21 protein-coding genes are annotated in these 19,992 nt (G+C 62.0%); 12 read left to right on the top strand and 9 right to left on the bottom strand.

The window, feature by feature from the left end:
* Positions 1-8 precede the first annotated feature (8 nt).
* The 3 genes from KDW95_RS10670 to KDW95_RS10660 all read right to left on the bottom strand — a co-directional run bounded on the left by KDW95_RS10670 (position 9) and on the right by KDW95_RS10660 (position 2,550).
* Positions 9-1,727 (bottom strand): SulP family inorganic anion transporter, encoded by a 1,719-nt coding sequence (locus KDW95_RS10670; protein ID WP_255856253.1) that lies wholly within the window; start codon positions 1,725-1,727, stop codon positions 9-11.
* Between the two features lie 163 nt (positions 1,728-1,890).
* Positions 1,891-2,199, bottom strand: coding sequence for an HlyU family transcriptional regulator (locus tag KDW95_RS10665; RefSeq protein ID WP_255856252.1), 309 nt, complete (start codon positions 2,197-2,199; stop codon positions 1,891-1,893).
* 129 nt (positions 2,200-2,328) lie between these two features.
* Entirely contained in the window at positions 2,329-2,550 is a 222-nt protein-coding gene (locus tag KDW95_RS10660; RefSeq protein WP_255856251.1) for an acetyltransferase, read from the bottom strand.
* Positions 2,551-3,013: 463 nt separating this feature from the next.
* Here KDW95_RS10660 and KDW95_RS10655 point away from each other — a divergent pair, with 463 nt between their 5' ends.
* Positions 3,014-3,754 (top strand): aspartate/glutamate racemase family protein, encoded by a 741-nt coding sequence (locus KDW95_RS10655; RefSeq protein ID WP_255856250.1) that lies wholly within the window; start codon positions 3,014-3,016, stop codon positions 3,752-3,754.
* Between the two features lie 111 nt (positions 3,755-3,865).
* Positions 3,866-5,227, top strand: coding sequence for an NCS1 family transporter (locus KDW95_RS10650; RefSeq protein ID WP_255856249.1), 1,362 nt, complete (start codon positions 3,866-3,868; stop codon positions 5,225-5,227).
* A gap of 100 nt (positions 5,228-5,327) precedes the next feature.
* Here KDW95_RS10650 and KDW95_RS10645 read toward each other — a convergent pair whose 3' ends face one another.
* Positions 5,328-5,978 carry a glutathione S-transferase family protein gene (locus KDW95_RS10645; protein WP_255856248.1) on the bottom strand — a complete coding sequence of 217 codons (651 nt, stop codon included), beginning with the start codon at positions 5,976-5,978 and terminating at the stop codon, positions 5,328-5,330.
* 479 nt (positions 5,979-6,457) lie between these two features.
* Here KDW95_RS10645 and KDW95_RS10640 point away from each other — a divergent pair, with 479 nt between their 5' ends.
* A complete protein-coding gene (locus KDW95_RS10640) occupies positions 6,458-6,823 on the top strand; it encodes a hypothetical protein (RefSeq protein WP_255856247.1) in 366 nt (121 codons plus the stop codon).
* Positions 6,824-6,935: 112 nt separating this feature from the next.
* Here KDW95_RS10640 and KDW95_RS10635 read toward each other — a convergent pair whose 3' ends face one another.
* Positions 6,936-7,604 carry a YceH family protein gene (locus KDW95_RS10635; protein ID WP_255856246.1) on the bottom strand — a complete coding sequence of 223 codons (669 nt, stop codon included), beginning with the start codon at positions 7,602-7,604 and terminating at the stop codon, positions 6,936-6,938.
* Positions 7,605-7,762: 158 nt separating this feature from the next.
* On the opposite strand from KDW95_RS10635, the gene KDW95_RS10630 reads away from it, so the two are divergent.
* From KDW95_RS10630 to KDW95_RS10620, 3 genes are all read left to right on the top strand, one after another.
* Positions 7,763-8,965: a glycine C-acetyltransferase gene (locus KDW95_RS10630; protein WP_255856245.1), complete on the top strand. Its 1,203-nt coding sequence runs from the start codon at positions 7,763-7,765 to the stop codon at positions 8,963-8,965.
* Positions 8,962-9,990: an L-threonine 3-dehydrogenase gene (gene tdh / locus KDW95_RS10625; protein ID WP_255856244.1), complete on the top strand. Its 1,029-nt coding sequence runs from the start codon at positions 8,962-8,964 to the stop codon at positions 9,988-9,990. Before KDW95_RS10630 ends, tdh begins: the two co-directional genes overlap by 4 nt.
* Positions 9,991-10,085: 95 nt before the next feature.
* Entirely contained in the window at positions 10,086-10,547 is a 462-nt protein-coding gene (locus tag KDW95_RS10620; protein ID WP_255856243.1) for an LEA type 2 family protein, read from the top strand.
* A gap of 108 nt (positions 10,548-10,655) precedes the next feature.
* Here the strand turns inward: KDW95_RS10620 and ppa are convergent, their stop codons facing one another.
* Positions 10,656-11,189: an inorganic diphosphatase gene (ppa, locus tag KDW95_RS10615; RefSeq protein WP_255856242.1), complete on the bottom strand. Its 534-nt coding sequence runs from the start codon at positions 11,187-11,189 to the stop codon at positions 10,656-10,658.
* Positions 11,190-11,308: 119 nt separating this feature from the next.
* Positions 11,309-12,283: a class 1 fructose-bisphosphatase gene (locus KDW95_RS10610; RefSeq protein WP_255856241.1), complete on the bottom strand. Its 975-nt coding sequence runs from the start codon at positions 12,281-12,283 to the stop codon at positions 11,309-11,311.
* A 172-nt stretch (positions 12,284-12,455) separates the two neighbouring features.
* Between KDW95_RS10610 and mpl the strand changes: the two genes are divergently transcribed.
* From mpl to KDW95_RS10580, 6 genes are all read left to right on the top strand, one after another.
* Positions 12,456-13,847, top strand: coding sequence for a UDP-N-acetylmuramate:L-alanyl-gamma-D-glutamyl-meso-diaminopimelate ligase (gene mpl, locus KDW95_RS10605; RefSeq protein WP_255856240.1), 1,392 nt, complete (start codon positions 12,456-12,458; stop codon positions 13,845-13,847).
* Complete coding sequence (locus tag KDW95_RS10600; protein ID WP_255856239.1) at positions 13,844-14,479, top strand: flavin prenyltransferase UbiX; 636 nt, start codon at positions 13,844-13,846, stop codon at positions 14,477-14,479. Before mpl ends, KDW95_RS10600 begins: the two co-directional genes overlap by 4 nt.
* 137 nt (positions 14,480-14,616) lie before the next feature.
* Positions 14,617-15,300, top strand: coding sequence for a tRNA (adenosine(37)-N6)-threonylcarbamoyltransferase complex dimerization subunit type 1 TsaB (gene tsaB, locus KDW95_RS10595; RefSeq protein WP_255856238.1), 684 nt, complete (start codon positions 14,617-14,619; stop codon positions 15,298-15,300).
* Entirely contained in the window at positions 15,297-16,103 is an 807-nt protein-coding gene (locus tag KDW95_RS10590; protein WP_255856237.1) for an undecaprenyl-diphosphate phosphatase, read from the top strand. Before tsaB ends, KDW95_RS10590 begins: the two co-directional genes overlap by 4 nt.
* A gap of 66 nt (positions 16,104-16,169) precedes the next feature.
* Positions 16,170-16,454: a hypothetical protein gene (locus KDW95_RS10585; RefSeq protein ID WP_255856236.1), complete on the top strand. Its 285-nt coding sequence runs from the start codon at positions 16,170-16,172 to the stop codon at positions 16,452-16,454.
* A 40-nt stretch (positions 16,455-16,494) separates the two neighbouring features.
* On the top strand, positions 16,495-17,289 hold the full coding sequence (locus KDW95_RS10580) for a class I SAM-dependent methyltransferase (RefSeq protein WP_255856235.1): 795 nt from the start codon (positions 16,495-16,497) through the stop codon (positions 17,287-17,289).
* Positions 17,290-17,369: 80 nt separating this feature from the next.
* Here KDW95_RS10580 and KDW95_RS10575 read toward each other — a convergent pair whose 3' ends face one another.
* Together KDW95_RS10575 and KDW95_RS10570 are read right to left on the bottom strand one after the other, a co-directional pair.
* Positions 17,370-19,658 carry a 1-acyl-sn-glycerol-3-phosphate acyltransferase gene (locus KDW95_RS10575; protein WP_255856234.1) on the bottom strand — a complete coding sequence of 763 codons (2,289 nt, stop codon included), beginning with the start codon at positions 19,656-19,658 and terminating at the stop codon, positions 17,370-17,372.
* A 1-nt stretch (position 19,659) separates the two neighbouring features.
* The gene (locus KDW95_RS10570) at positions 19,660-19,869 is read right to left on the bottom strand and encodes a SlyX family protein (RefSeq protein ID WP_255856233.1); all 210 of its coding nucleotides are present in this window, start codon (positions 19,867-19,869) and stop codon (positions 19,660-19,662) included.
* Between the last annotated feature and the right edge of the window lie 123 nt (positions 19,870-19,992).

The raw sequence follows: 19,992 nt of genomic DNA, 5'->3' as shown, positions 1-19,992 counted from the left end.
GCTTATCTTCAGGCTCCGTCGGCCCTGGTGCCGCCAAGTGCTTGCCAGGCCTGGAAAGTGCTTAGGAATACCCGCCCGCTCAGGTGCTGCAGCAGATCACTGTTGCGCAGTGCATCCATCACGGGCCCCTTGACTTCGCACAGGTGCAGCTGGATGCCGGCGTCCTGCAGGCGGGCGTTGATGGCCTCCAGGGCTTCCAGCGCCGAGGCATCGATATGATTGACCGCCGGGCACATCAGAATCAGGTGCTGCAGCCGTTGCTGTGTTGCCATCTGGGCATAGACGCGATCCTCCAGAAAGCGGGTGTTGGCGAAATAGAGCCCCTCGTCGATGCGCAGTATGCAGAGCGCAGGGTCCGTTTCCACCGCGTGACGTTCCGTATTTCGAAAGTGTTCGGTGCCGGGAACCCGGCCGACAATGGCGCTGTGGGGACGGCTGGTACGGTGCAGGTAGAGCAGTAACGACAGCGCCACGCCGATCAGCACCCCGGAGGTGACGCCGGCCAGCAGGGTCGCGAGGAGGGTGGCCAGCAGTGCCAGGCCGTCGTGGCGCGAGTAGCGCCAGGTGCGCCCGATGGCAGCCAGGTCCACCAGGCTCAGCACCGCGACCATGATGGTAGCGGCCAGAACGGTCAGCGGCAGGAAAAAAATCAGCGGTGTCAGGAACAGGGTTGCCAGCGCTATCCCGATCGCGGTAAAGGCACCAGCGGCGGGGGTGGCGGCGCCGGCATCGAAATTGACGACCGAGCGCGAGAAGCCCCCTGTTACCGGGAAGCCGCCGGACAGTGACGAGGCGATATTGCTGGCGCCAAGGCCAATGAGTTCCTGGTCCGGGTCGATGCGCTGGCGGCGCTTGGCCGCCAGTGTCTGGGCCACCGAAACCGATTCGACAAAGCCGATGGTACTGATCAGCAGCGCCGGCAGCCAGAGCTGTTCCAGCAGTGCGAGCGATATCCGGGGCGCGGTCAGGGCGGGCAGGCCAGCAGGCACGGCACCCAGGATACGCAGTCCCTGGGCATCGAGGTTGAACCAGGCCGTGAGGCTGGTGGTGCCGATCACGGCCAGTATGGGGCCAGCCCTGGCGACCAGGTCGGCCAGCCTGGGGGCGCAGCCGAGGCTGATCAGGCTGGACTTCAGGTAGCGGCGTATCAGCAGCAGAAAGATCATGCAACTGCCGCCGAGCGCCAGGCTAAGTGCATGAATGTTGTGGCGGCTCTGCCACAGTTCCTGTGCCAGTTGCAAAAGGGTGTCGCCTGAAGCCTCAACGCCCAGCAGGTGCTTGAGCTGGCTGGCGGCGATGATCAGTCCGGATGCGGATACAAAGCCGGACATGACCGGGTGGCTTAGAAAGTTGGCGACGAATCCCAGCCGCAGCAGCCCCATGCCCAGCAGCATCAGGCCGCTGATCAGTGCCAGTGCTATGGCCGCGTTGATGTAGCCCATGCTGCCCTGCACGGCGATCTGCCCCACGACGGCAGCGGTCATCAGCGAGACGACGGCCACCGGCCCTACGGCCAGGGTCCGGCTGGACCCAAAGAGCCCGTAGGCGATCAGTGGCAGTATGCTGGCATAGAGTCCCGCCTCGGCTGGCAAGCCTGCCAGCAGCGCGTAGGCCAGGGATTGCGGTATCAGCATGACGGTAACGATGACCGCGGCCAGCAGGTCGGCCGCTAGGTCTGCGCGGCGATAACCGGGCAGCCACTGCAGGAAGGGGAGGTAACGCTGCATGCCAATCCACGTGCTTTGCTGACAGGGAGGGCCAGTCTAGCGCATATTCAATTAAGCAATAAGGTTATTCTCTGATTGAATAATTAGGTGCCCGGTGACCTGCTGCTCAGCTGCAGCAGGTGCGGCCTCGATACGGGCTGTGGCTTGCTGCGCAGGCAGCGGCTCAGTTATCCGGGAACAGGCTGTCGCCCAGGGTGTCGATGGCATTGCGGGCTTTTTGCAGGGTGATTTCGTTGCACAGGTCTCGACTTGGTGCCTGGTCTGCACGGATAAAAACGTGCTCGCGGGTTTCTCCGTCCGCTGTCGTCTTGCGAATCAGGCCGCCGACGCCAAACTGGCCACCCAGGGCGCGGGGCTGCAGAAAGATCTGATAGCCCTTGTATTCAATGGGCTCGCCGAGGCTCTGTGCCTGGTTGCCCTGGGTGCCGTCACCTGCACCGAACACCTTTTTCAATAATGTACCCAGGCCCATCGGTTTCTCCTGTTCCAGTTTCGTTGCTGTCTGCACCGCCCGGTGCTGTTCGCCAGGGCGTCTTTGGCCGGCGGTCGTGCTCAGACGGTAGCTTTTGTGCAAGTGCGGGGCAAGGAAATTTGCGCCGTCCTAGCGCTTGAGTTCGTCGTCGCGGTAATGGGAATCGGTCCAGCAGCGTGGCAGGGCTTCACCGGACAGGAAAACAAGGTCGTCCTTGGAAAACTCCTCGGGATCCTGGGCTTCCTCGCCATGATTGTAACGCCCGGAAATCGCCGGGCTGAAGGGGTTGAACAGGCCCTCCAGGGCAAGAACCTCCACCATGTGACCGTTGGATTTTTGTTTAAGAAACATGGCGCACGCCTCCGGTTTTCAGGGGTTAAGTTGCTGGGCCCTGCCCTTGTGATCCCGGCAGGGCACCTTTGCCTTTAATACAGCATAGGTGATCAGTAGATCCGGTGCGCTCTGGGCGAGCAATGCACGAAGGCCGGGGTCCCGGGGCGTCACGGAATCTGACCTTACGGCGATCTGCGAGAAAAGTTTTCACTGAATGTGCGGGTTTTTATGCGGTGGTTTCATGCAGACGTCCTGTTGCGCCGCGTTTTCGAGGCCGTTCCTGGGCGCTATTCTCGCGCCTATCTTGATGAAGTTGAACGCTTTAACCAGGCCGAAATCGCCGGGAGATGGGTGATTCTGACGGGCTACCGGGACTTTTTGGCCCAAAACATAATTGTTAACAATAATGTTATTTGTCTTGCGAACTCAATTGTTCTTCAGTAAAACGGTACCTGTGTCCTAACCAACCCAGGGAGTGACGATGCAGATTCGCGTAATAAATCCAAATACAACAGCGAGCATGACCGAGAAGATCGGCGAGGCTGCGCAGCACATAGCTGCACCCGGTACCCGGGTGGTTGCAACCAACCCGCGCAGTGGTCCTGTGTCCATCGAGAGTCACTTCGACGAGGCCATCAGTGCAGTCGGTGTGCTGGAAGAGGTGCGTGCCGGCGAACTTGAGCAGGCCGATGCTTACATCATCGCCTGCTTCGGTGACCCAGGCCTGCTCGCTGCGCGGGAGCTGACCCGGGCGCCGGTGATCGGTATTGCGGAGGCAGCCTTTCACATGGCCACCCTGATCAGTACCCGCTTTTCGATCGTGACGACCCTGGGTCGCACCGGCATCATCGCCGAGCATCTGCTGCAGTCCTACGGTTTTGCTCACCACTGCCGGCGGGTACGGGCGGCGGAGATTCCGGTGCTGGATCTGGAAGACAGCGGTAATGCCGCACTGGACCGGATTATCGAGGAATGTCTGCGCGCCAAGGCAGAAGACAACATAGGTGCCATCGTGCTCGGCTGCGGTGGCATGGCGGATCTGCGCCAGCAGATCAGCCAGGAAGTCGGGTTGCCGGTAGTTGAAGGCGTCACCGCCGCGATGAAACTGGCGGAATCCCTGGTCAGTCTGGGGCTGGGCACCAGCAAGCATGGCGACCTGGCATTTCCGCGTCCCAAGGTCTTTAGCGGCCAGTTCGAGCACCTGTCGAACAGGGGACGCTGAACCCGGCCTCAGGGCTGGCTATTGAGAGTCGAGCTCGGCGATGCCCCCGTGTCGACCGGGCAGCAATATAATAACAATACGGGCTCAAGACCCGTTGTGTGAGGAATCATCATGCAAAATCAGCAAGCGTTAACGGGCACCGCCAAGGTGGATGAGCCCGTCCAGACCAAGGCCGCAGGCGAGGAGTCACTGGCGCCCCAGGAAACCCGCATCATGGGGCGACTGTCCTACCTGCTGGCCTGGTTCGGTGGCTGTGTCTCCATCGGCACCTTTGCAATGGGCTCGAGCATCGTCGGTACGCTCAACCTGTTGCAGGCCTGTATGGCCATTGCGATTGGCTGCTTTGTTATCGGTATCGCGCTGGCGTTCAACGGCGCCGCCGGTTACAAGTACGGCATTCCCTTTATGGTGCAGGCGCGCAGCGCCTTTGGCTTTGCCGGAACCCGTTTTCCGGGCCTGGTGCGCGCGGTGCCCGCCATTGTGTGGTATGGCTTTCAAAGCTGGATAGGGGCCGGTGCCATCAATGCGGTTTCGGCCAGTCTGTTTGGCTTTGATAACCTGGTGTTTTTCTTCGTGGTGTTCCAGCTGTTGCAGATCGCCCTGTCAATGCTCGGCTTCCAGGGCATCAAGTGGCTGGAAAACTTTGGCAGTGTCTTTATCCTGGCGTCACTGATGTACATGTTCTATAGCGTGATCGATCGCTACGGCGATGAAATCACCACCAACCTGGTGAATATCGAGGGCACCTGGGGCATGCCATTCTGGGGCGCTACCATGCTGTTCCTGGGTATTTACAGCACCATGATGCTGAACGTGAGTGACTATTCCCGCGAGCTGAAAAAAGGCAGCGGCCCGGGCCTTTTGACCACGCTCTACGCCATGTCCATCTTGCCCTGCACCCTGTTCATGGGGTTGATTGGCCTGATGGTGTCCGGTGCCACCGGCGTATCCGATCCGATCCAGGTATTCGCCAGTGCGGTGGATAACCAGGCGCTGCTGATTACGACGCTGCTGTTTATCGCCTTTGCCCAGGTCACCACCAACGTACTGAACAACGTGGTACCGCCAACCTATATCCTGATGGACGTGTTCAAGCTGAAATTCCGCACCGCTACCATCCTGGTGGGGCTGGCGGCTTTCGGTACCTTCCCCTGGGAGCTGGTGAAAGAAGAATCATCCGCGGGCCTGCAGGCCTTCGTTCAGACCTATTCCGCCTTTTTGGGGCCGATCTTCGCGGTCATGGTGGTGGACTACTTTATCCTGCGTCGTCGCAGCCTGGATATCTCCAAACTGTATGACGAGAAGGGTCCGTACCGTGGCGTGAACTACGCTGCGATTGTGGCGTCCCTGGTGGGTGCCGTGGTTGCGCTCTGGTTTTCCTCGGTGTCCTGGTATGCCAGCCTGATACCGGCCGGTGTCACCTACTACCTGCTGATGAATAACTGGTCGGCGTGCGCACGTTTTCGTGAGTAACCGGTGCGCACCTGCCGCCTGAACAGGGTTGGCAGGAGGCGCAGTCAGAAACCAGAACGCCGGCTCATGAGCCGGCGTTTCTGCGTTGACGCCAGGGGTGTCAGGCTTTCTTTTTCATCATGGCTTCGCGTACTTTTTGCTGGGCGGTCAGAACCGTCTGGCTATGTTCCCTGGCAGCGGCACGCTGCATCCAGGCGGCCAGCTCCGGCTCGTCCGCCAGAAGGTCCCAGTCGTACATGGGCTTGACGATGGCGATAACCAGGCCCAGGGCGTGCAGCAGGGCTATGTCGGCAAGGCCGAACTCGGTTCCCGCGACCCAGGGTTCAAAACCCGTCAGGCGTTTCAGCGCGGTCAGGCCTTTTTCGATGTCGGGGCGTACCTGCTCATGGGCTTCCTGTGACAGTGGCGCACCGAAGAGTACATGGCCCAGCAGTCGGCGAGCGGGGGCGTCCAGGTAGAGTTCGGCGTACTTGATGATCTCACGCACCTTGGCACGGTCAAAGGCGCCGGCCGGCAGCAGCGCCGGGGTTGGCTGGGTCTCTTCCAGGTATTCCAGAATGGCCATTGATTCGGACACAAAGCCCTCGGGGGTTTCGAGGCACGGGATTTTCCCCATTGGGCTCTTGGCCAGGAAGGCGGCTTCCTGCGACGGCGGCGTGAAGACTTCTTCGAACGCCATGCCTTTTTCCAGCATGGCCTGCTTGACGATGTTGTAGTAGTTGCTGAGTGCAACGCCGTGAAGTTTGAGCATGAGTCACAGGTCCTCTGGGTAGACTGGTCTGAAATCGCTCGCGAGCATTCGACAGACGGCGTCCGGGTCGACAAGTTCCGCAGCCATGCTCACAGAGCCATCAGCATGGCTCAAGTTGCTCGCGCAGGCCAGCGCAAACCCTGTTTTAAATATGCAGTGAGTGGGTGTCGGTATATCGAGACGTCTGGTGTGTTTTGACAGCGCCTTTTAGAATGCGCGCCTTCATGTTTTGTTCAGTGTCGCTGCTGTTAAATGGGCGCTATTGGAATGCAAGGGACAGCGTATTTTTTAAAAGAGTGTTCGCTGTGATACTTAAATGAGCGCTTTTCACGATGACGTGACTTTAAACTGCATGCTCGCCGAGCGATTCTCCGGCTAAAAGCTCCAGCGACAGTTTTAAATTATTGAAGTAATTGCTGTTTCTCGCAGCGATTTAGCCCTGCTTTTTGCGTAACCCGGATACTCTTAAGGAGATACTTATGAAAAAGTCTCTGTTTGCCATTGTGTTTGTATCGCTGCTGCCCGCCATGGCAATGGCCGGCAACAGCCTGACCGTTGACTCCGCTATAGGTGGCGCCCTGGGGGGCGCGGTAGGGGGGGCATTGGGGGCTGAAATAGGCGGGCGTGACGGCGCCATTCTCGGTGCCGGTGTGGGTGCTGCCGTGGGTACTTCCATTAATACCAATGGCCATCGCGGCAGTTACTCCGAGCCGCGCCACGAGCGCCGCGAAGTCTATTACTATGAAGACGACCATCACCACGGCCATAAGCACAAGAAGCACAAGCATCATCACAACGGTGGCCATTTCTGCCCACCGGGACAGCACAAGAAAGGTCACTGCTGATTGACCTGAAAAAGCCGGAAAGGGAAACCTTCCCGGCTTTTTAATTGTGGCTATGGTAAGCCCAAGCCCAAATGGTTGATTACCGGCAGCTGCGGTCTGCCGGTTTCTGGTTTCAGGTGGTCAGGTCTTCCAGTATGGCTTCAAGCTCCGCGACCCGGGCCTTGAGTTCGCAGACCTCCTGTTCGAGCTCCTCAATCCGGCCGCTGTCTTCGGTGCTGCGCAGGGCGCGGGGCTCCGACAGGGGCGGGGGCGCAACCTGGCCGGGCTCGATAGCACCGCTGAACAGATGGGCATAGCGGGACTCCCGCTTGCCTGGCTCGCGGGCAAGCTTGACGATAAAGGGACCATCGTCGCGGGTCATCAGCTTGTACAGCACCTTTTCGACCTTCAGCACATCATCAAAGCTGCACAGCCGGTTGGTGCGGGTGCGCAGCTCTCCCGGAGTCTGCGGCCCGCGCAGGAACATGACGCAGAGGATGCCCAGTTCCTGCTCGCTGAACTGCAGCTCGCCGAATTCGGTATTGCAGAAGCGGTGCTTGAATTTCTGTACCCGGCTGCCGAAGCCGGACTCTTCCTTTATCAGGCGCATCTGGGCCAGTTCATCCAGCGTTTGCTGCACCGTGCCTTCATCCAGGTCCAGCACGGGCTCGCGGTTGCTTTTCTGATTGCAGGCCAGGGTAAGGGCATTGAGAGACAGGGGGTATTGATCCGGTGTGGTGATCTCCTTCTCGATCAGCGCACCGATGACTCGGGTCTGGTAGAGCGACAGGTTCAGGTCCATGGGTACTCCTTTTTCAACCGCAGGCGGACAGTGCTTGAGAGTAAGGTTAAACGGGCGCTTTGACCAGTCTTGCTCACCCGCCATGTGGTGTTGGTTGCGGGCTGCTATGGTTTTGGCAGTGAGACTCATCCCTGAGTTTGCCCGAGCGGGAGCACAGCATGGACAACGCTTTTCTGGCACAGCTGCAGCAGCGGCTGGATACCCTGACCGATGACGGCTTTTTCAAGACTGAGCGGGTGCTCGACAGTGCGCAATCACCGCTGATCCGGCTGGCCGGCGGCGAGCAGGTGCTCAATTTCTGCGCCAACAACTATCTGAGCCTGGCCAATGATGTCCGCCTGATCGAAGCCGCGGCCCAGGGGCTGGAGCGCCACGGTTTTGGCATGGCGTCGGTGCGCTTTATCTGCGGCACCCAGCAGCCGCACAGACAGCTGGAATCGGCGTTGTCGGCCTTTCTGGGTACCGAGGACAGTATCCTGTACTCCAGCTGCTTCGACGCCAATGGCGGCCTGTTCGAAGTTCTGCTCGACGCCGACGATGCGGTTATCTCCGATGCGCTTAACCATGCCTCCATTATTGACGGTGTGCGCCTGTGCAAGGCGCGGCGTTATCGGTATCGCAACAATGACATGGCAGACCTGGAGGCACAGCTGCAGGCCGCCGATGCCGCCGGTGCCCGCTTCAAGCTGATCGCCACCGATGGCGTTTTTTCCATGGATGGCGTGATTGCGAACCTGCGTGGCATCTGCGATCTGGCCGAGCGCTACGGCGCCCAGGTCATGGTGGACGATTCCCACGCGGTGGGTTTTGTCGGTGCCGGTGGCCGCGGCACGGTTGAGCACTGCGGTGTGCAGGGGCGGGTGGATATCATTACCGGCACCCTGGGCAAGGCGCTGGGCGGTGCTTCCGGCGGCTTTACCTCCGGGCGGCGGGAGATCGTGGCGCTACTGCGCCAGCTGTCGCGCCCCTACCTGTTCTCCAACAGCCTGGCGCCCTGCATTGTCAGTGCGTCACTCAGGGTGCTGCAGCTGCTTGAAAGTGCCGAAGGCGGGGCGCTGCGGGTCCGGCTGCAGCGCAATACGGCGCGCTTTCGCGCGGGTCTGCAGGCCGCGGGCTTTACCCTTGCCGGCGCCGGGCACCCGATCGTGCCGGTCATGCTGGGGGATGCCGCCCTGGCTGCGCGCATGGCCGAGGCGCTGCTGCACGAGGGCGTTTACGTGATCGGCTTCAGCTTCCCGGTGGTGCCCAAGGGCAAGGCCCGCATTCGCACCCAGATGAGTGCCGCCCACACGGATACCCAGATCGATGCGGCGATCGGGGCCTTTACCCGGGTGGGTCTCGCATTGGGGGTGCTGTCATGAAGGCGCTGACCAAGCTGCAGGCCGCTCCCGGGCTCAGCCTGATCCGTACCCGCATGCCCAAGGTCGGGCACAACGATGTCATGATCAAGATCCGCAAGACGGCCATCTGTGGCACCGACATGCATATCTGGAACTGGGACGAATGGGCGCAAAAGACGATTCCGGTACCCATGCATGTGGGGCACGAATATGTCGGCGAGATTGTCAGGATCGGCCAGGAAGTGCGCGGCTTCGAGATCGGTGACCGGGTATCGGGGGAGGGGCATATCACCTGCGGTGCCTGTCGCAACTGTCGTGCCGGGCGGCGTCACCTGTGCCGCAATTCCGTGGGGGTCGGCGTGAACCGCGAAGGGGCCTTTGCCGAGTACCTGGTGATACCGGCCTTCAATGCCTTTCGCATTCCGCCGGATGTGTCCGATGACCTGGCGGCCATCTTTGACCCGTTCGGCAATGCCACCCACACGGCGCTGAGCTTTAACCTGGTGGGGGAGGATGTGCTGATCACCGGTGCCGGCCCCATCGGCATCATGGCGGTGGCCATTGCCCGCCATGTGGGTGCCCGTACCGTGGTGATTACCGATGTGAACGACTACCGCCTGGGGCTGGCGACCCAGATGGGCGCCACCCGGGCGGTCAATGTACAGCGCCAGTCGCTGAGCGATGTGATGCAGGACCTGCACATGCTGGAAGGCTTTGATGTGGGGCTGGAAATGTCCGGTGTGCCGGCGGCGTTCACCGACATGCTGGCGTGCATGAACCATGGCGGCAAGGTCGCCTTGCTGGGCATACCGCCCGCAAACACGGCGATCGACTGGAACCAGGTGATATTCAAGGGGCTGGAGATCAGGGGTATCTATGGTCGTGAAATGTTCGAAACCTGGTACAAGATGGTGGCGATGCTGCAAAGCGGCCTGAATCTGGCGCCGGTGATCACCCACCATTTTGGGATCGATGACTTCGAGGCCGGATTCGCCGCCATGCAGTCGGGCCAGAGCGGCAAGGTCATCCTCGACTGGAGTGCCTGAGGGGGCTGGTGGCCGTGCGCGTATCGGTGGCGTTCAGGCGCGGGCTGGGATACTGTGCAGCCCTTGCTGTCGAAGTAACCCTGGAGGCTTGACGAATGCTGATCCTGAAGCGGGCACTGCTGGTGCTGTGGGTATTGCTGCTGGCCGGCTGTGCCGCGGTGCAGTCTGATTTTGAGAAACCGGACGTCTCCGTGACCTCGTTCCGTTCGTTGCCGTCCGAGGGCATGGCGCCACGCTTTCTGATCGGGCTGCATATCATCAACCCCAACCGTGAAGCCATCAGTCTGCAGGGCATCAGTTACCAGGTGTCGCTGGAAGGGCGCAAGCTGCTCAAGGGTGTTGCCAGCGACCTGCCAGTGGTGCCGGCGTACGGTGAGGCGGATTTCAGTGTCACCGCCACGGCGGATCTGCTGAGCGGTTTTCGACTGCTGACCGACCTGTTGCAGACAAGGCGCGAGAGCGTCAATTACGAGCTGAATGCACGGCTGGACCTGGGCGCTTACTTGCCCTATGTCAACGTGGTGGAGAGCGGGGAGCTGAAGCTGGGTGCGCTCTGACGGCTGAGGCGGCAGCGGCTATCGGAGCGTTGATGTTCGGCGGGGTTTGAGGCTGCGCGGAAAAACAGCGCCGGGCGGCTGGAAACCGCCCGGCGGGGCGCGCAAGGGTTACTTGGCGGCTTCGTAAGCGGCAGCGGCCTCAACGATGGCAGCACGTGCGGCATCGGCATCCGCCCAGCCTTCAACCTTGACCCATTTGCCTTTCTCGAGGGTTTTGTAGTTCTCGAAGAAGTGGGAGATCTGGTCCAGCAGCAGCTTGGGCAGGTCGGTCACATCCTTGACGTCGTTGTAGGCCTGGCTCAGCTTTTCGTGGGGCACGGCGATCAGCTTGGCGTCTTCACCGGCTTCGTCGGTCATGTTCAGCACGCCGACCGGACGGCAGCGAATCACGGAACCTGTGACAACCGGGTGCGGCGTCAGGACCAGCACGTCCAGCGCATCGCCGTCGTCAGCCAGGGTGTTGTTGATGTAGCCGTAGTTGGCCGGGTAGAACATGGGCGCGGCCATGAAACGGTCAACGAAGATGGCATCGGCATCCTTGTCGATTTCGTATTTTACCGGCGAGCTCTCGGCCGGAATCTCGATGATCACGTACAAATCGTTCGGCAGGTCTTTGCCGGCAGGCACTTTAGCGAAGCTCATGCGTGTCTTCCTGTTAGCAGTTTTAAGGTCGGGTCTGAAAGCAGTAGGGGATTATAGTCACAGGCGGCCGGTCGGTGATATTCGACTTATGGCCGCCTGGCCCTGTGCTTCGGGGTAAATTACTTGTCGGCGCTGTGGTAGCTCAGCAGGGCTTCCACTTCTTCACGCGATCCCAGGGCGATGGACACACGTTCGTGTATTTCGCCGGGCTGGACGTCCAGGATCGGGGCGCGGCAGGTGCTGGCGATGCCGTCGGCCTGCTCGATCAAAAAGCTCATGGGATTGCCCTCGTACATCAGGCGCAGCTTGCCGGGCTTGGCCGGCTCGCGGGCATCCCAGGGGTAGCTGAAGATGCCGCCCCGGGTCAGTACGCGATGCACTTCGGCCACCATGGAAGCGATCCAGCGCATGTTGTAGTTCTTGCCGCGGGGGCCATCGCTGCCCAGCAGCAGGTCGCCGATGTAGTTCTGCATCGCCGGTTCCCAGTAGCGCTGGTTCGACATGTTGATGGCGAACTCGCGAGTCTGGGGCGGAATCTTGACGTTTTCACGGGTGAGGATGAAGTCACCGGTATGGGCCAGGGTGAAGAAGTTCACACCCTTGCCGGTGGTCATCGCCAGCACGGCGGAGGGGCCGTAGAGTACGTAGCCCGCCGCGACCTGGCGACGGCCGCTCTGCAGGTAGGTCGAGTGCAGTGCCGGGTCGTCACCGGGTGTCAGCTCCAGTACCGAGAAGATGGTGCCGACCGAGACATTGATATCGATGTTGGACGAGCCGTCCAGCGGGTCGAAGGTCACCAGGAAGCGGCCATCCGGGTTGCCGGGAACCGGGTCATCTTCCTCTTCCGAGGCCAGGCCCGCGACCAGAGGGTTGTCCAGCAGCAGCTTCTTCAGCACGTCGTTGGAGATGACATCGAGTTTTTTCTGGGTTTCACCCTGCACGTTGGTGTTGTCGGTGGTGCCCAGTATGCCGGCCAGCGCGCCTTCGCGCAGCTGCAGTGCAATTTCCTTGCATGCGACCATCAGCGTGTCGATCAATTCGACCAGTTGTTCGTCAGTCTTCTGGTGTTTCAGGAACTGGCTCAGGAGCTGCATTGTTCTGCTTAAACCTTTTGGGTTCTGGAGGGGAGTTTCGGCGCAAAATTATACGGGACTCGGTAGCCATTTGCATGGTTTGACGGCAACTTTATGCGGATTTTAACGGGTGCGGCCCTGGCCGTAAAACGGGTATCATGCCCCAAACCGATGTAGAACAGGATTCTGTTGCGTGCATATCCATATACTGGGCATTTGCGGCACCTTCATGGGGTCGCTGGCCATTCTGGCCAAGGAACTGGGTCACCGGGTCACCGGCTCCGATGCCAATGTTTACCCGCCCATGAGCACCCAGCTGCAGCAGCAGGGCATCGAACTGACCCAGGGGTTTGACCCGGCGCAGCTCGAGCCGGCGCCGGACATGGTTATCGTTGGCAATGCCATGTCCCGCGGCAACCCCTGTGTCGAATACGTGCTGGACCGGGGCCTGCGTTACCAGTCGGGGCCGCAGTGGCTGTCGGAAAACCTGCTGCACGAGCGCTGGGTACTGGCGGTGGCGGGCACCCATGGCAAGACCACCACGGCCACCATGCTGGCCTGGGTGCTGGAGCACACCGGCATGGAGCCGGGCTTTCTGATTGGCGGCGTGCCGAAGGATTTCCCGGTATCGGCGCGGCTGGGCAGTTCCCCCTTCTTCGTGATTGAAGCCGATGAGTACGACACGGCCTTTTTCGACAAGCGTTCCAAGTTTGTGCACTACCATCCCCGCACCCTGGTCCTGAACAACCTGGAATACGATCACGCCGATATTTTCCCGGATCTGGCGGCGATCCAGCGCCAGTTTCACCATGTGGTACGCATCGTGCCGGGCAACGGCCAGCTGGTGGTACCCCTGGGACAGCCGGCGCTGGATGCGGTGATCGAGATGGGATGCTGGTCCGAGCTGGTACGCACCGGACTGCAGGACGAGGGTGCTAGCGTCGATGCTGCAGCCTGGCAGGCGCGGTTGTTGAGCGAGGATGGCAGCCGCTTCGAGGTCTGGTTCGAGGGCGAATGCCAGGGCATCGTCGACTGGGCCCATACCGGCCGGCATAACGTCAGCAATGGCCTGGCGGCGCTGGTGGCGGCACGCCATGTGGGGGTGCGGCCGCAGCACGGTATCGAAGCGCTGTGTCGCTTTGGCGGTGTGAAGCGGCGCATGGAACTGGTGGGCGAGGTGGGTGGCGTTTGTGTCTATGACGATTTCGCCCATCACCCCACGGCCATCGAAACCACCCTGGCGGGCCTGCGTGCCCGGGTGGGCGAGGCGCCGATTATCGCGGTCGTGGAGCCGCGTTCCAATACCATGCGCCTTGGCGCCCATCGGGACGCGCTTGCGCCCTCGGTGGCCGCCGCCACCCGGGTCTACTGGTATCAGCCCCGGGGGCTGGACTGGTCGCTGGATACGGTGGTGGCCGAGTCTCCCGTGCCCGCAGTATTGGCGCGTGATACTGAGTCCCTGATTGAAGAGCTGGTCCGTGAAGCCCGCAGTGGCAGCCATATTCTGGTCATGAGCAACGGTGGCTTCGAAGGCATTCATCAGCGCCTGGTGGCGGCGCTGCGGGCAAGGGAGGAGCAGGCATGAGTACGCGGGAGCCGCGCCGTATCACCCTGGCGATTACCGGCGCCTCGGGCGCCCAGTACGGCCTGCGCCTGTTGCAGTGCCTGGTGGCGGCGGATATCCAGGTTATGCTGATGATTTCCAAGGCCGCCCAGGTGGTCATTGCCACTGAGACCGACCTGGCATTGCCGGGCCGGCCGGACGAGCAGCAGGCCTTTCTGAGCAGCCTGTATGGTGCCGCGCCGCAGCAGATCCTGGTGTTTGGTCGCGAGCAGTGGATGGCGCCGGTGGCGTCGGGTTCCGGTGCGCCCGGTTCCATGGTGGTCTGCCCCTGCAGTACCGGCTGTCTCTCTGCAATCGCCACCGGTGCCAGCAACAACCTGATTGAGCGGGCCGCCGACGTCGCCCTCAAGGAGCGGCGCCAGCTGATTCTGGTGCCCCGGGAGGCGCCCTATTCGGAGATCCATCTGGAGCACATGCTCAAGCTCACCCGCATGGGGGTCGTCGTTGTGCCGGCGAGTCCTGGCTTCTATCACCGACCGCAGTCGGTGGAGGACATGGTCGACTTTATCGTCGCGCGCATTCTGAACCAGCTGGGGGTTGAACAGACCCTGTTGCCGCGCTGGGGCCAAGGCTTGTTGTCTTCGGAGGCCTGATCTGGCGTGCCGATAATGAAATGTAACAGTGCCGGGGGTAGAATGCCGGCTGTCTCGTCGTATCAGGGTGCCGGGTCACAGGGTGGAGCTTTCCCATTCTGGCAGTGGCGCCCTGTTTTGGGTTCAAGAAGGTTGTCATGAGCAAGATACTCGCACTGGATACCTCCACCGACGCCTGCTCCGTTGCTCTGTGGCAGGATGGCGCTGTGGTGGAAGATTTTCGCGTGGTGCCGCGCAAGCATATACAGCTGCTGCTGCCGATGGCCGAAGCCCTGCTGAGCGAGGCCGGCCTCAGTGCCGGTGATCTCGATGCGGTGGCCTTTGGTCGTGGCCCCGGTTCCTTTACCGGTATCCGTATCGCCACGGGCATCGCCCAGGGGCTGGCCTTCGCCGCGGATGTGCCGGTGCTGCCAATCTCGACGCTGGCGGCCATGGCGCTGGAGCAGGGGTGTGCACAGGGGCAGGACCGGGTCATCGCAGCGCTGGATGCGCGCATGGATGAAATCTACTGGTGTGCCTACCGGCTGGAGGACGGACTGCCTGTCGCCCTGCTGGCAGAGCAGGTGTGCGCTGCGTCGCAATTGTGTTTGCCGCAAGAGGCGCCCTGGCTGGGTGTCGGCCCGGGCTTCAATTACCTGGCGGACATGACGCCCGCCGTGCAGGCGGCCATTACTGCGCCACTGCTGGAGGTGTATCCCCGCGCCAGTGCCATGTTGCCCATTGCGGCCAGTGACCTGGCGCACGGACGAGGCCTGACACCCGAAGACGGGCTGCCGGTGTATATTCGCGAAGGTGGCTGGAAGAAAAAGGAACAGCAGTGATCACGGATGTCTTTCAGGCCATTATGCTGGCCGTTGTTCAGGGATTGACCGAGTTTTTGCCGATCTCCAGCTCTGCCCATTTGATACTTCCCTCGCAACTGTTTGGTTGGCCAGACCAGGGACTGGCGTTCGATGTCGGTGTACATGTGGGTACGCTGGTGGCGGTCATGTTCTATTTTCGCCATGATCTGGATCGCCTGGCGAGGGCCTGGTGGCAATCCCTGGGAGGCGCGCGTTCGGCGGATTCGGCCCTGTCCTGGTACCTGTTGCTGGCCACACTGCCGGCGCTGCTGGCGGGTTTTTTCCTTAGCGGCATGATTGAGCATCTGGCGCGTTCGATCCTGGTCATCGCCGGCACGACACTGATCTTCGGTGCCCTGCTGGGCTGGGCGGACCGGCGCCGCGGCGAGGTGCGCGCACTGGTGAGCCTGGGGCCGCGGGACGCGCTCTGGATTGGTGTGGCCCAGGCCATGGCGCTGATTCCGGGAACCTCCCGTTCCGGCATCACCATGACGGCGGGCCTGATGCTGGGGTTTGATCGTGATGCGGCCGCACGCTTTTCCTTCCTGCTCTCGATTCCGGTGATTATCGGTGCCGGCGTCTTCAAGGGGCTCGATCTGATGCAGGTCGGTACGGCGGCCAGCTGGGAGCTGGTGGGTCTGGGCGCGGTGCTGGCTGCGCTTAGCGCCTGGGCCTGCATCTGCCTTTTCCTGAGCTGGTTGAATCGGATCGGCATGCTGCCGTTCGTGATTTATCGCCTGTTGCTGGGGGTGGGGTTGCTGGGGGTTTATTTCGCAGGCTGATGCCGGCATTTATTTCCGGCGCCGGATTGGCGATACTGCAAGCTCCCGTCCCGCCAGGTGATACGCATGCAGATAGGAACCAGCTTTCGCCTGCCCGCCCCGCGCAAGGCGCTCAAGCGCCGGGCAGTGCAACGCAGTACCTGCGTTGATGAACCCGTGCGCGAGGGCGAGTGGGAACCCGGGGCGGGGAGCGCAGGGCCGGCTGCCGGGCGGCAGCGCGATGCCCAGGCGGACGCCCGCTTTGCCGCGCTGGACTACCACAGCCAGCGTGCCCTGCTGGCATACGATGCGACCCAGTCACGCGGCGCGGCAGGTCAGCTGGAGCCTGCCTGTATCGATCTATTTATCTGAGCACCACGCCTCTTTTCACCGTTTACTGACAGACCCCTCCATGACCGAATTTGCAAGTCTTGCCGTCGAGTACGTTACTCCTGAACATCTGGCCCGTGCCCGGCAACTGGCCGCGACCCTGGGGCTGGAGCTGCTGTGTGGCGCGGACCTGGGGCGCTGCGACTACGACTCGCTGTTGCGCGTGACCGATGCCGGGCTGCAGTTGCAACCCACCGGGCGCAAGGCGCCGGGACCGGTGTGGGTGGATTTTGTTGGCGGCGCTGTCGGTCACCGTCGGTTGCACGGTGGCGGCACGGGTCAGTTGATCGCCAAGGCGGTGGGCATGCGCCAGGGGGTAAGACCCAGGGTGGCCGATGTCACGGCCGGGCTGGGTCGGGACAGCTTTGTGCTGGCAAGTCTGGGCTGTGACGTGCAGATGATCGAGCGGGTGCCGGTGATCCAGCTGCTGCTGGCCGATGGCCTGGCGCGGGCGCAGCAGGATGCGGAGGTGGCCGACATAGTCGCGCGGATGCAGCTGATCGAGGCCGACAGCATTAGCTGGCTGGCGCAGCAGGCCTCGCAGGACGAGCGACCCCAGGTGGTGTACGTTGACCCGATGTTCCCGCATTCGGACAAGAGCGCGCTGGTGAAAAAGGAAATGCGCCTGTTCCGCGACCTGGTGGGGGATGATGCCGATGCCGCCAGGTTGTTGGAAGCGGCGCTGGCTGCAGCTGCCAATCGGGTCGTGGTGAAGCGGCCGCGTAAGGCGCCGGTGATTCCGGGCCCCGCGCCCAGCGTTCAGCTGGCGGGAAAGTCCAGTCGCTATGATATCTATGCCCTGAAAAAGCTCGCCTGAAGGGCGCCCGGCTGGCCGTCGAAAAAGCCCAGCCGCTGTGGCTCTAGGTGCTGAGAAAACCGGCCTGAAGCGCGACGGTGCTAGCTTTCCAGCTGTTGATCAATAAAGTCCAGCAGGCGCTGGGTCAGCAGGCTCCGGGCCTGGTTCAGTAGTGCTTCCAGCGAGACCCGGGGCGCGACCTGATCGTTACTGAACTGCAGGATATCGCGATCCAGCAGTTGCTCGACAAACCCCGTCAATACGCGCTTGTCGGCATAGTCCGCCGACTCGCAACCGAACTCGCGCTGCAGTTTTGCGGCCAGTCGCAGTGATTTTTCGATCAGTTCCTCTTTCCCCAGGTCCCCGTAGCGCTGCAGTATTCTGCACAGCAGGTAGTAGCGCAGCAGCAGGGGTTCGGCGTTGCGCATCAGGCAGAGTGCGGTATCGCTGTCGCTCGCCATCAGTGTTTTTCCGGCGCGGCTCAGCAGCCCCTGGTTCAGCAGTGTTCGACGCAGGTCTGCGGCCACGGCTGTGAAGCCCTGCTCCGGCCAGGGCAGGAACAGTTCGGCCTGCAGGTAGGGGTAGAGCACCTTGAGCATGCGGGTAATGAGCTGCGGCAGCGGGTTGGCACTGCGACGCACCAGCAACAGGCAGAGCCCCGGCAGTACGAACAGGTGCATCATGTTGTTGCGATAAAAGGTCATTTCCCGCGCCTGGGCCGGCTGCAGGCGAACCTGGTTGTCTTCCAGCGCCAGTTGATGGCGTGCCCGGGCCCGCTGGATCCAGTGCTCGGCGGGGTCGGGGGGCACGCTGACCGGAGGGTTGGGCAGCTGTTGCGCCAGCTGTAGCAGGGCATCGCCCTGGCGGGCAAGGCTGTCAGCATCGAGCCGCAGGTGCGGCTGGCCCAGTATGACGGTGGCGATGACACCGGTTTCGGTCAGGGCGGCGGCCTGGTTGATGCGCTCCAGCAGTTGCCGGCCAAGCGCTGTGGCCTGGGGGCGGGTGGGCAGGTGGGGATTGACCTGGTCTGCCAGGGCGATGGGTTCGCCAATGCTCAATGAGACGCGGCCAAACCGCTGACGCAGTACCTGCCAGGCGCTTTTCAGGCTGTCGAGCGTACCGGGGTGAGCCCGGCTGGCGCCATCCAGCTCGCGCTGGTAGCTGTGGGCTTCAACGACCCGGTCGTAGCCGATCCAGACGGGTACCAGTGCCACCGGGCGCTCGGGGCTGGCGCACCAGGCATCCAGTGTCATGTTCAGCAGACCGGTGCGGGCGGGCAGCAGTCGGCCGGTGCGGCTGCGGCCGCCCTCGATAAAGTATTCCAGGGCGTGGCCGTGACGGGACATAAGGGCCAGGTACTGCTGGTAGAGGGCGCGGTAGAGTCCATCGTTCTGAAAGCTGCGGCGCATGAAGATGGCGCCGCCGCGCTTGAGAATCGAGCCTATGACAGGGATGTCCAGATTGTCGCCAGCGGCGACATGGGGCAGCATCAGGCCATGGCGGTACAGTGCCCAGGACAGCAGCAGGTAGTCCATGTGGCTGCGATGGCAGGGCAGGTAGACCAGTTGATGATCCAGGGCGCGTTCGCGCAGGCGGTCGAGGCCGATGATTTCAACGTCGTCGTACAGTCGGTGCCAGGTCGCGTTGAGCAACGGATGCAGCAGGCGTGCGGTCACCGGGCTGAAGTTGGCGGCGATGCGCTGCAGCTCCCGCGCGGCGTAGCGGCTGGCTTCCTGCTGCGTCTCGCGCTTGTCCCGGGCCCGGGTGGCGATGGCCTGCTGGACGTTGGGGTGACGGAGGATCGTCGACATCAGCGTGCGGCGATGGGACAGGTCGGGGCCGACGACGGCGCGGCGCCGGGTACGAAAGTGCTGCAGCAGTACCAGGCTGGCCTTGCGAGCCAGCGCGGGGGCGTCCGGGGTGTTTCGGGCCAGCTCCTGCAGCTGCAGCGGCGGGTCAATCTGGATCAGGGTCTGGCGGCCATTGACCAGCAGCTGCATCAGGCGCCCGATGCGCCCGCCCTGGTCCCAGGCTTCGGCGTAGAGCAGGTTCAGCCAGGAGGTTTCGCGAATGGGCAAGCGACCATGGAAGATGGATACCGGGATCAGGTCGATGCTGTACTGCGGGTCCTGCAGGCTGTTTTCGCACAATGTATCGAGCTGCTGCTGCAGCGCAGGCTGGTCGCCGCTGCGGGCAAACAGAATCTGCTCGGGGTGCAGCACCGCGCCGGCCCGGCGGGCCTGGTCGAGCAGCAGCTGCACATGGCTCCAGCGGTGGCTTTCGAGGACGTAGCGCACGCCTGGGCCGCCGTGCAGGTGCTCGGTGCCCAGTGCGGTGGCGCGCACGCATCCGCGCAGCAGTGCCCGGCCAATCAGCTTGAATAGCCCCATATCAGTAGTGTGGCGGTGGCGGCTCGTCGGCCATGTCCTCGGCCGAGGCGGGCGCCAGCTGCTTGATCTGGCCGTTGAGGGTTTTGACGATGCTGGTCAGGCGCTGAATCTCCAGGTCCTGGCGGGCGACGATCGCGTTCAGTGCGTCGAGGGTGTCTTCCTGAAAGGCGATGCGGGACTCCAGATCGTCCAGTCGCTGTGTGTCACTCATGTGCAGTCTGTCCATTGGGTGGTGGAGGTTGAAGCCTAAACAGGCACAATTCTACAGAGAATAGCGCATTAAAGGCCTTAAGCTGTTGAAAAAATACGCAAAATTCGCTATATGTTGCGATCG

The organism is Marinobacterium rhizophilum (genome assembly GCF_024397915.1).
In the GTDB taxonomy this organism is placed as follows: Bacteria; Pseudomonadota; Gammaproteobacteria; order Pseudomonadales; family Balneatricaceae; genus Marinobacterium_A; species Marinobacterium_A rhizophilum_A.
This window is presented reverse-complemented; position numbering and strand designations above follow the sequence as displayed.

What these genes read in the sequence shown, in the direction of transcription:
- KDW95_RS10610 (WP_255856241.1), bottom strand. Translation starts at nt 12,283, where the DNA reads ATGCAGCTCCTGAGCCAGTTCCTGAAACACCAGAAGACTGACGAACAA.
- tsaB (WP_255856238.1), top strand. Translation starts at nt 14,617, where the DNA reads ATGAGCAAGATACTCGCACTGGATACCTCCACCGACGCCTGCTCCGTT.
- KDW95_RS10585 (WP_255856236.1), top strand. Translation starts at nt 16,170, where the DNA reads ATGCAGATAGGAACCAGCTTTCGCCTGCCCGCCCCGCGCAAGGCGCTC.
- KDW95_RS10635 (WP_255856246.1), bottom strand. Translation starts at nt 7,604, where the DNA reads ATGGACCTGAACCTGTCGCTCTACCAGACCCGAGTCATCGGTGCGCTG.
- KDW95_RS10600 (WP_255856239.1), top strand. Translation starts at nt 13,844, where the DNA reads ATGAGTACGCGGGAGCCGCGCCGTATCACCCTGGCGATTACCGGCGCC.
- KDW95_RS10620 (WP_255856243.1), top strand. Translation starts at nt 10,086, where the DNA reads ATGCTGATCCTGAAGCGGGCACTGCTGGTGCTGTGGGTATTGCTGCTG.
- KDW95_RS10575 (WP_255856234.1), bottom strand. Translation starts at nt 19,658, where the DNA reads ATGGGGCTATTCAAGCTGATTGGCCGGGCACTGCTGCGCGGATGCGTG.
- KDW95_RS10645 (WP_255856248.1), bottom strand. Translation starts at nt 5,978, where the DNA reads ATGCTCAAACTTCACGGCGTTGCACTCAGCAACTACTACAACATCGTC.
- KDW95_RS10670 (WP_255856253.1), bottom strand. Translation starts at nt 1,727, where the DNA reads ATGCAGCGTTACCTCCCCTTCCTGCAGTGGCTGCCCGGTTATCGCCGC.
- KDW95_RS10665 (WP_255856252.1), bottom strand. Translation starts at nt 2,199, where the DNA reads ATGGGCCTGGGTACATTATTGAAAAAGGTGTTCGGTGCAGGTGACGGC.
- KDW95_RS10640 (WP_255856247.1), top strand. Translation starts at nt 6,458, where the DNA reads ATGAAAAAGTCTCTGTTTGCCATTGTGTTTGTATCGCTGCTGCCCGCC.
- ppa (WP_255856242.1), bottom strand. Translation starts at nt 11,189, where the DNA reads ATGAGCTTCGCTAAAGTGCCTGCCGGCAAAGACCTGCCGAACGATTTG.
- KDW95_RS10655 (WP_255856250.1), top strand. Translation starts at nt 3,014, where the DNA reads ATGCAGATTCGCGTAATAAATCCAAATACAACAGCGAGCATGACCGAG.
- KDW95_RS10650 (WP_255856249.1), top strand. Translation starts at nt 3,866, where the DNA reads ATGCAAAATCAGCAAGCGTTAACGGGCACCGCCAAGGTGGATGAGCCC.
- tdh (WP_255856244.1), top strand. Translation starts at nt 8,962, where the DNA reads ATGAAGGCGCTGACCAAGCTGCAGGCCGCTCCCGGGCTCAGCCTGATC.
- KDW95_RS10570 (WP_255856233.1), bottom strand. Translation starts at nt 19,869, where the DNA reads ATGAGTGACACACAGCGACTGGACGATCTGGAGTCCCGCATCGCCTTT.
- KDW95_RS10630 (WP_255856245.1), top strand. Translation starts at nt 7,763, where the DNA reads ATGGACAACGCTTTTCTGGCACAGCTGCAGCAGCGGCTGGATACCCTG.
- KDW95_RS10660 (WP_255856251.1), bottom strand. Translation starts at nt 2,550, where the DNA reads ATGTTTCTTAAACAAAAATCCAACGGTCACATGGTGGAGGTTCTTGCC.
- KDW95_RS10580 (WP_255856235.1), top strand. Translation starts at nt 16,495, where the DNA reads ATGACCGAATTTGCAAGTCTTGCCGTCGAGTACGTTACTCCTGAACAT.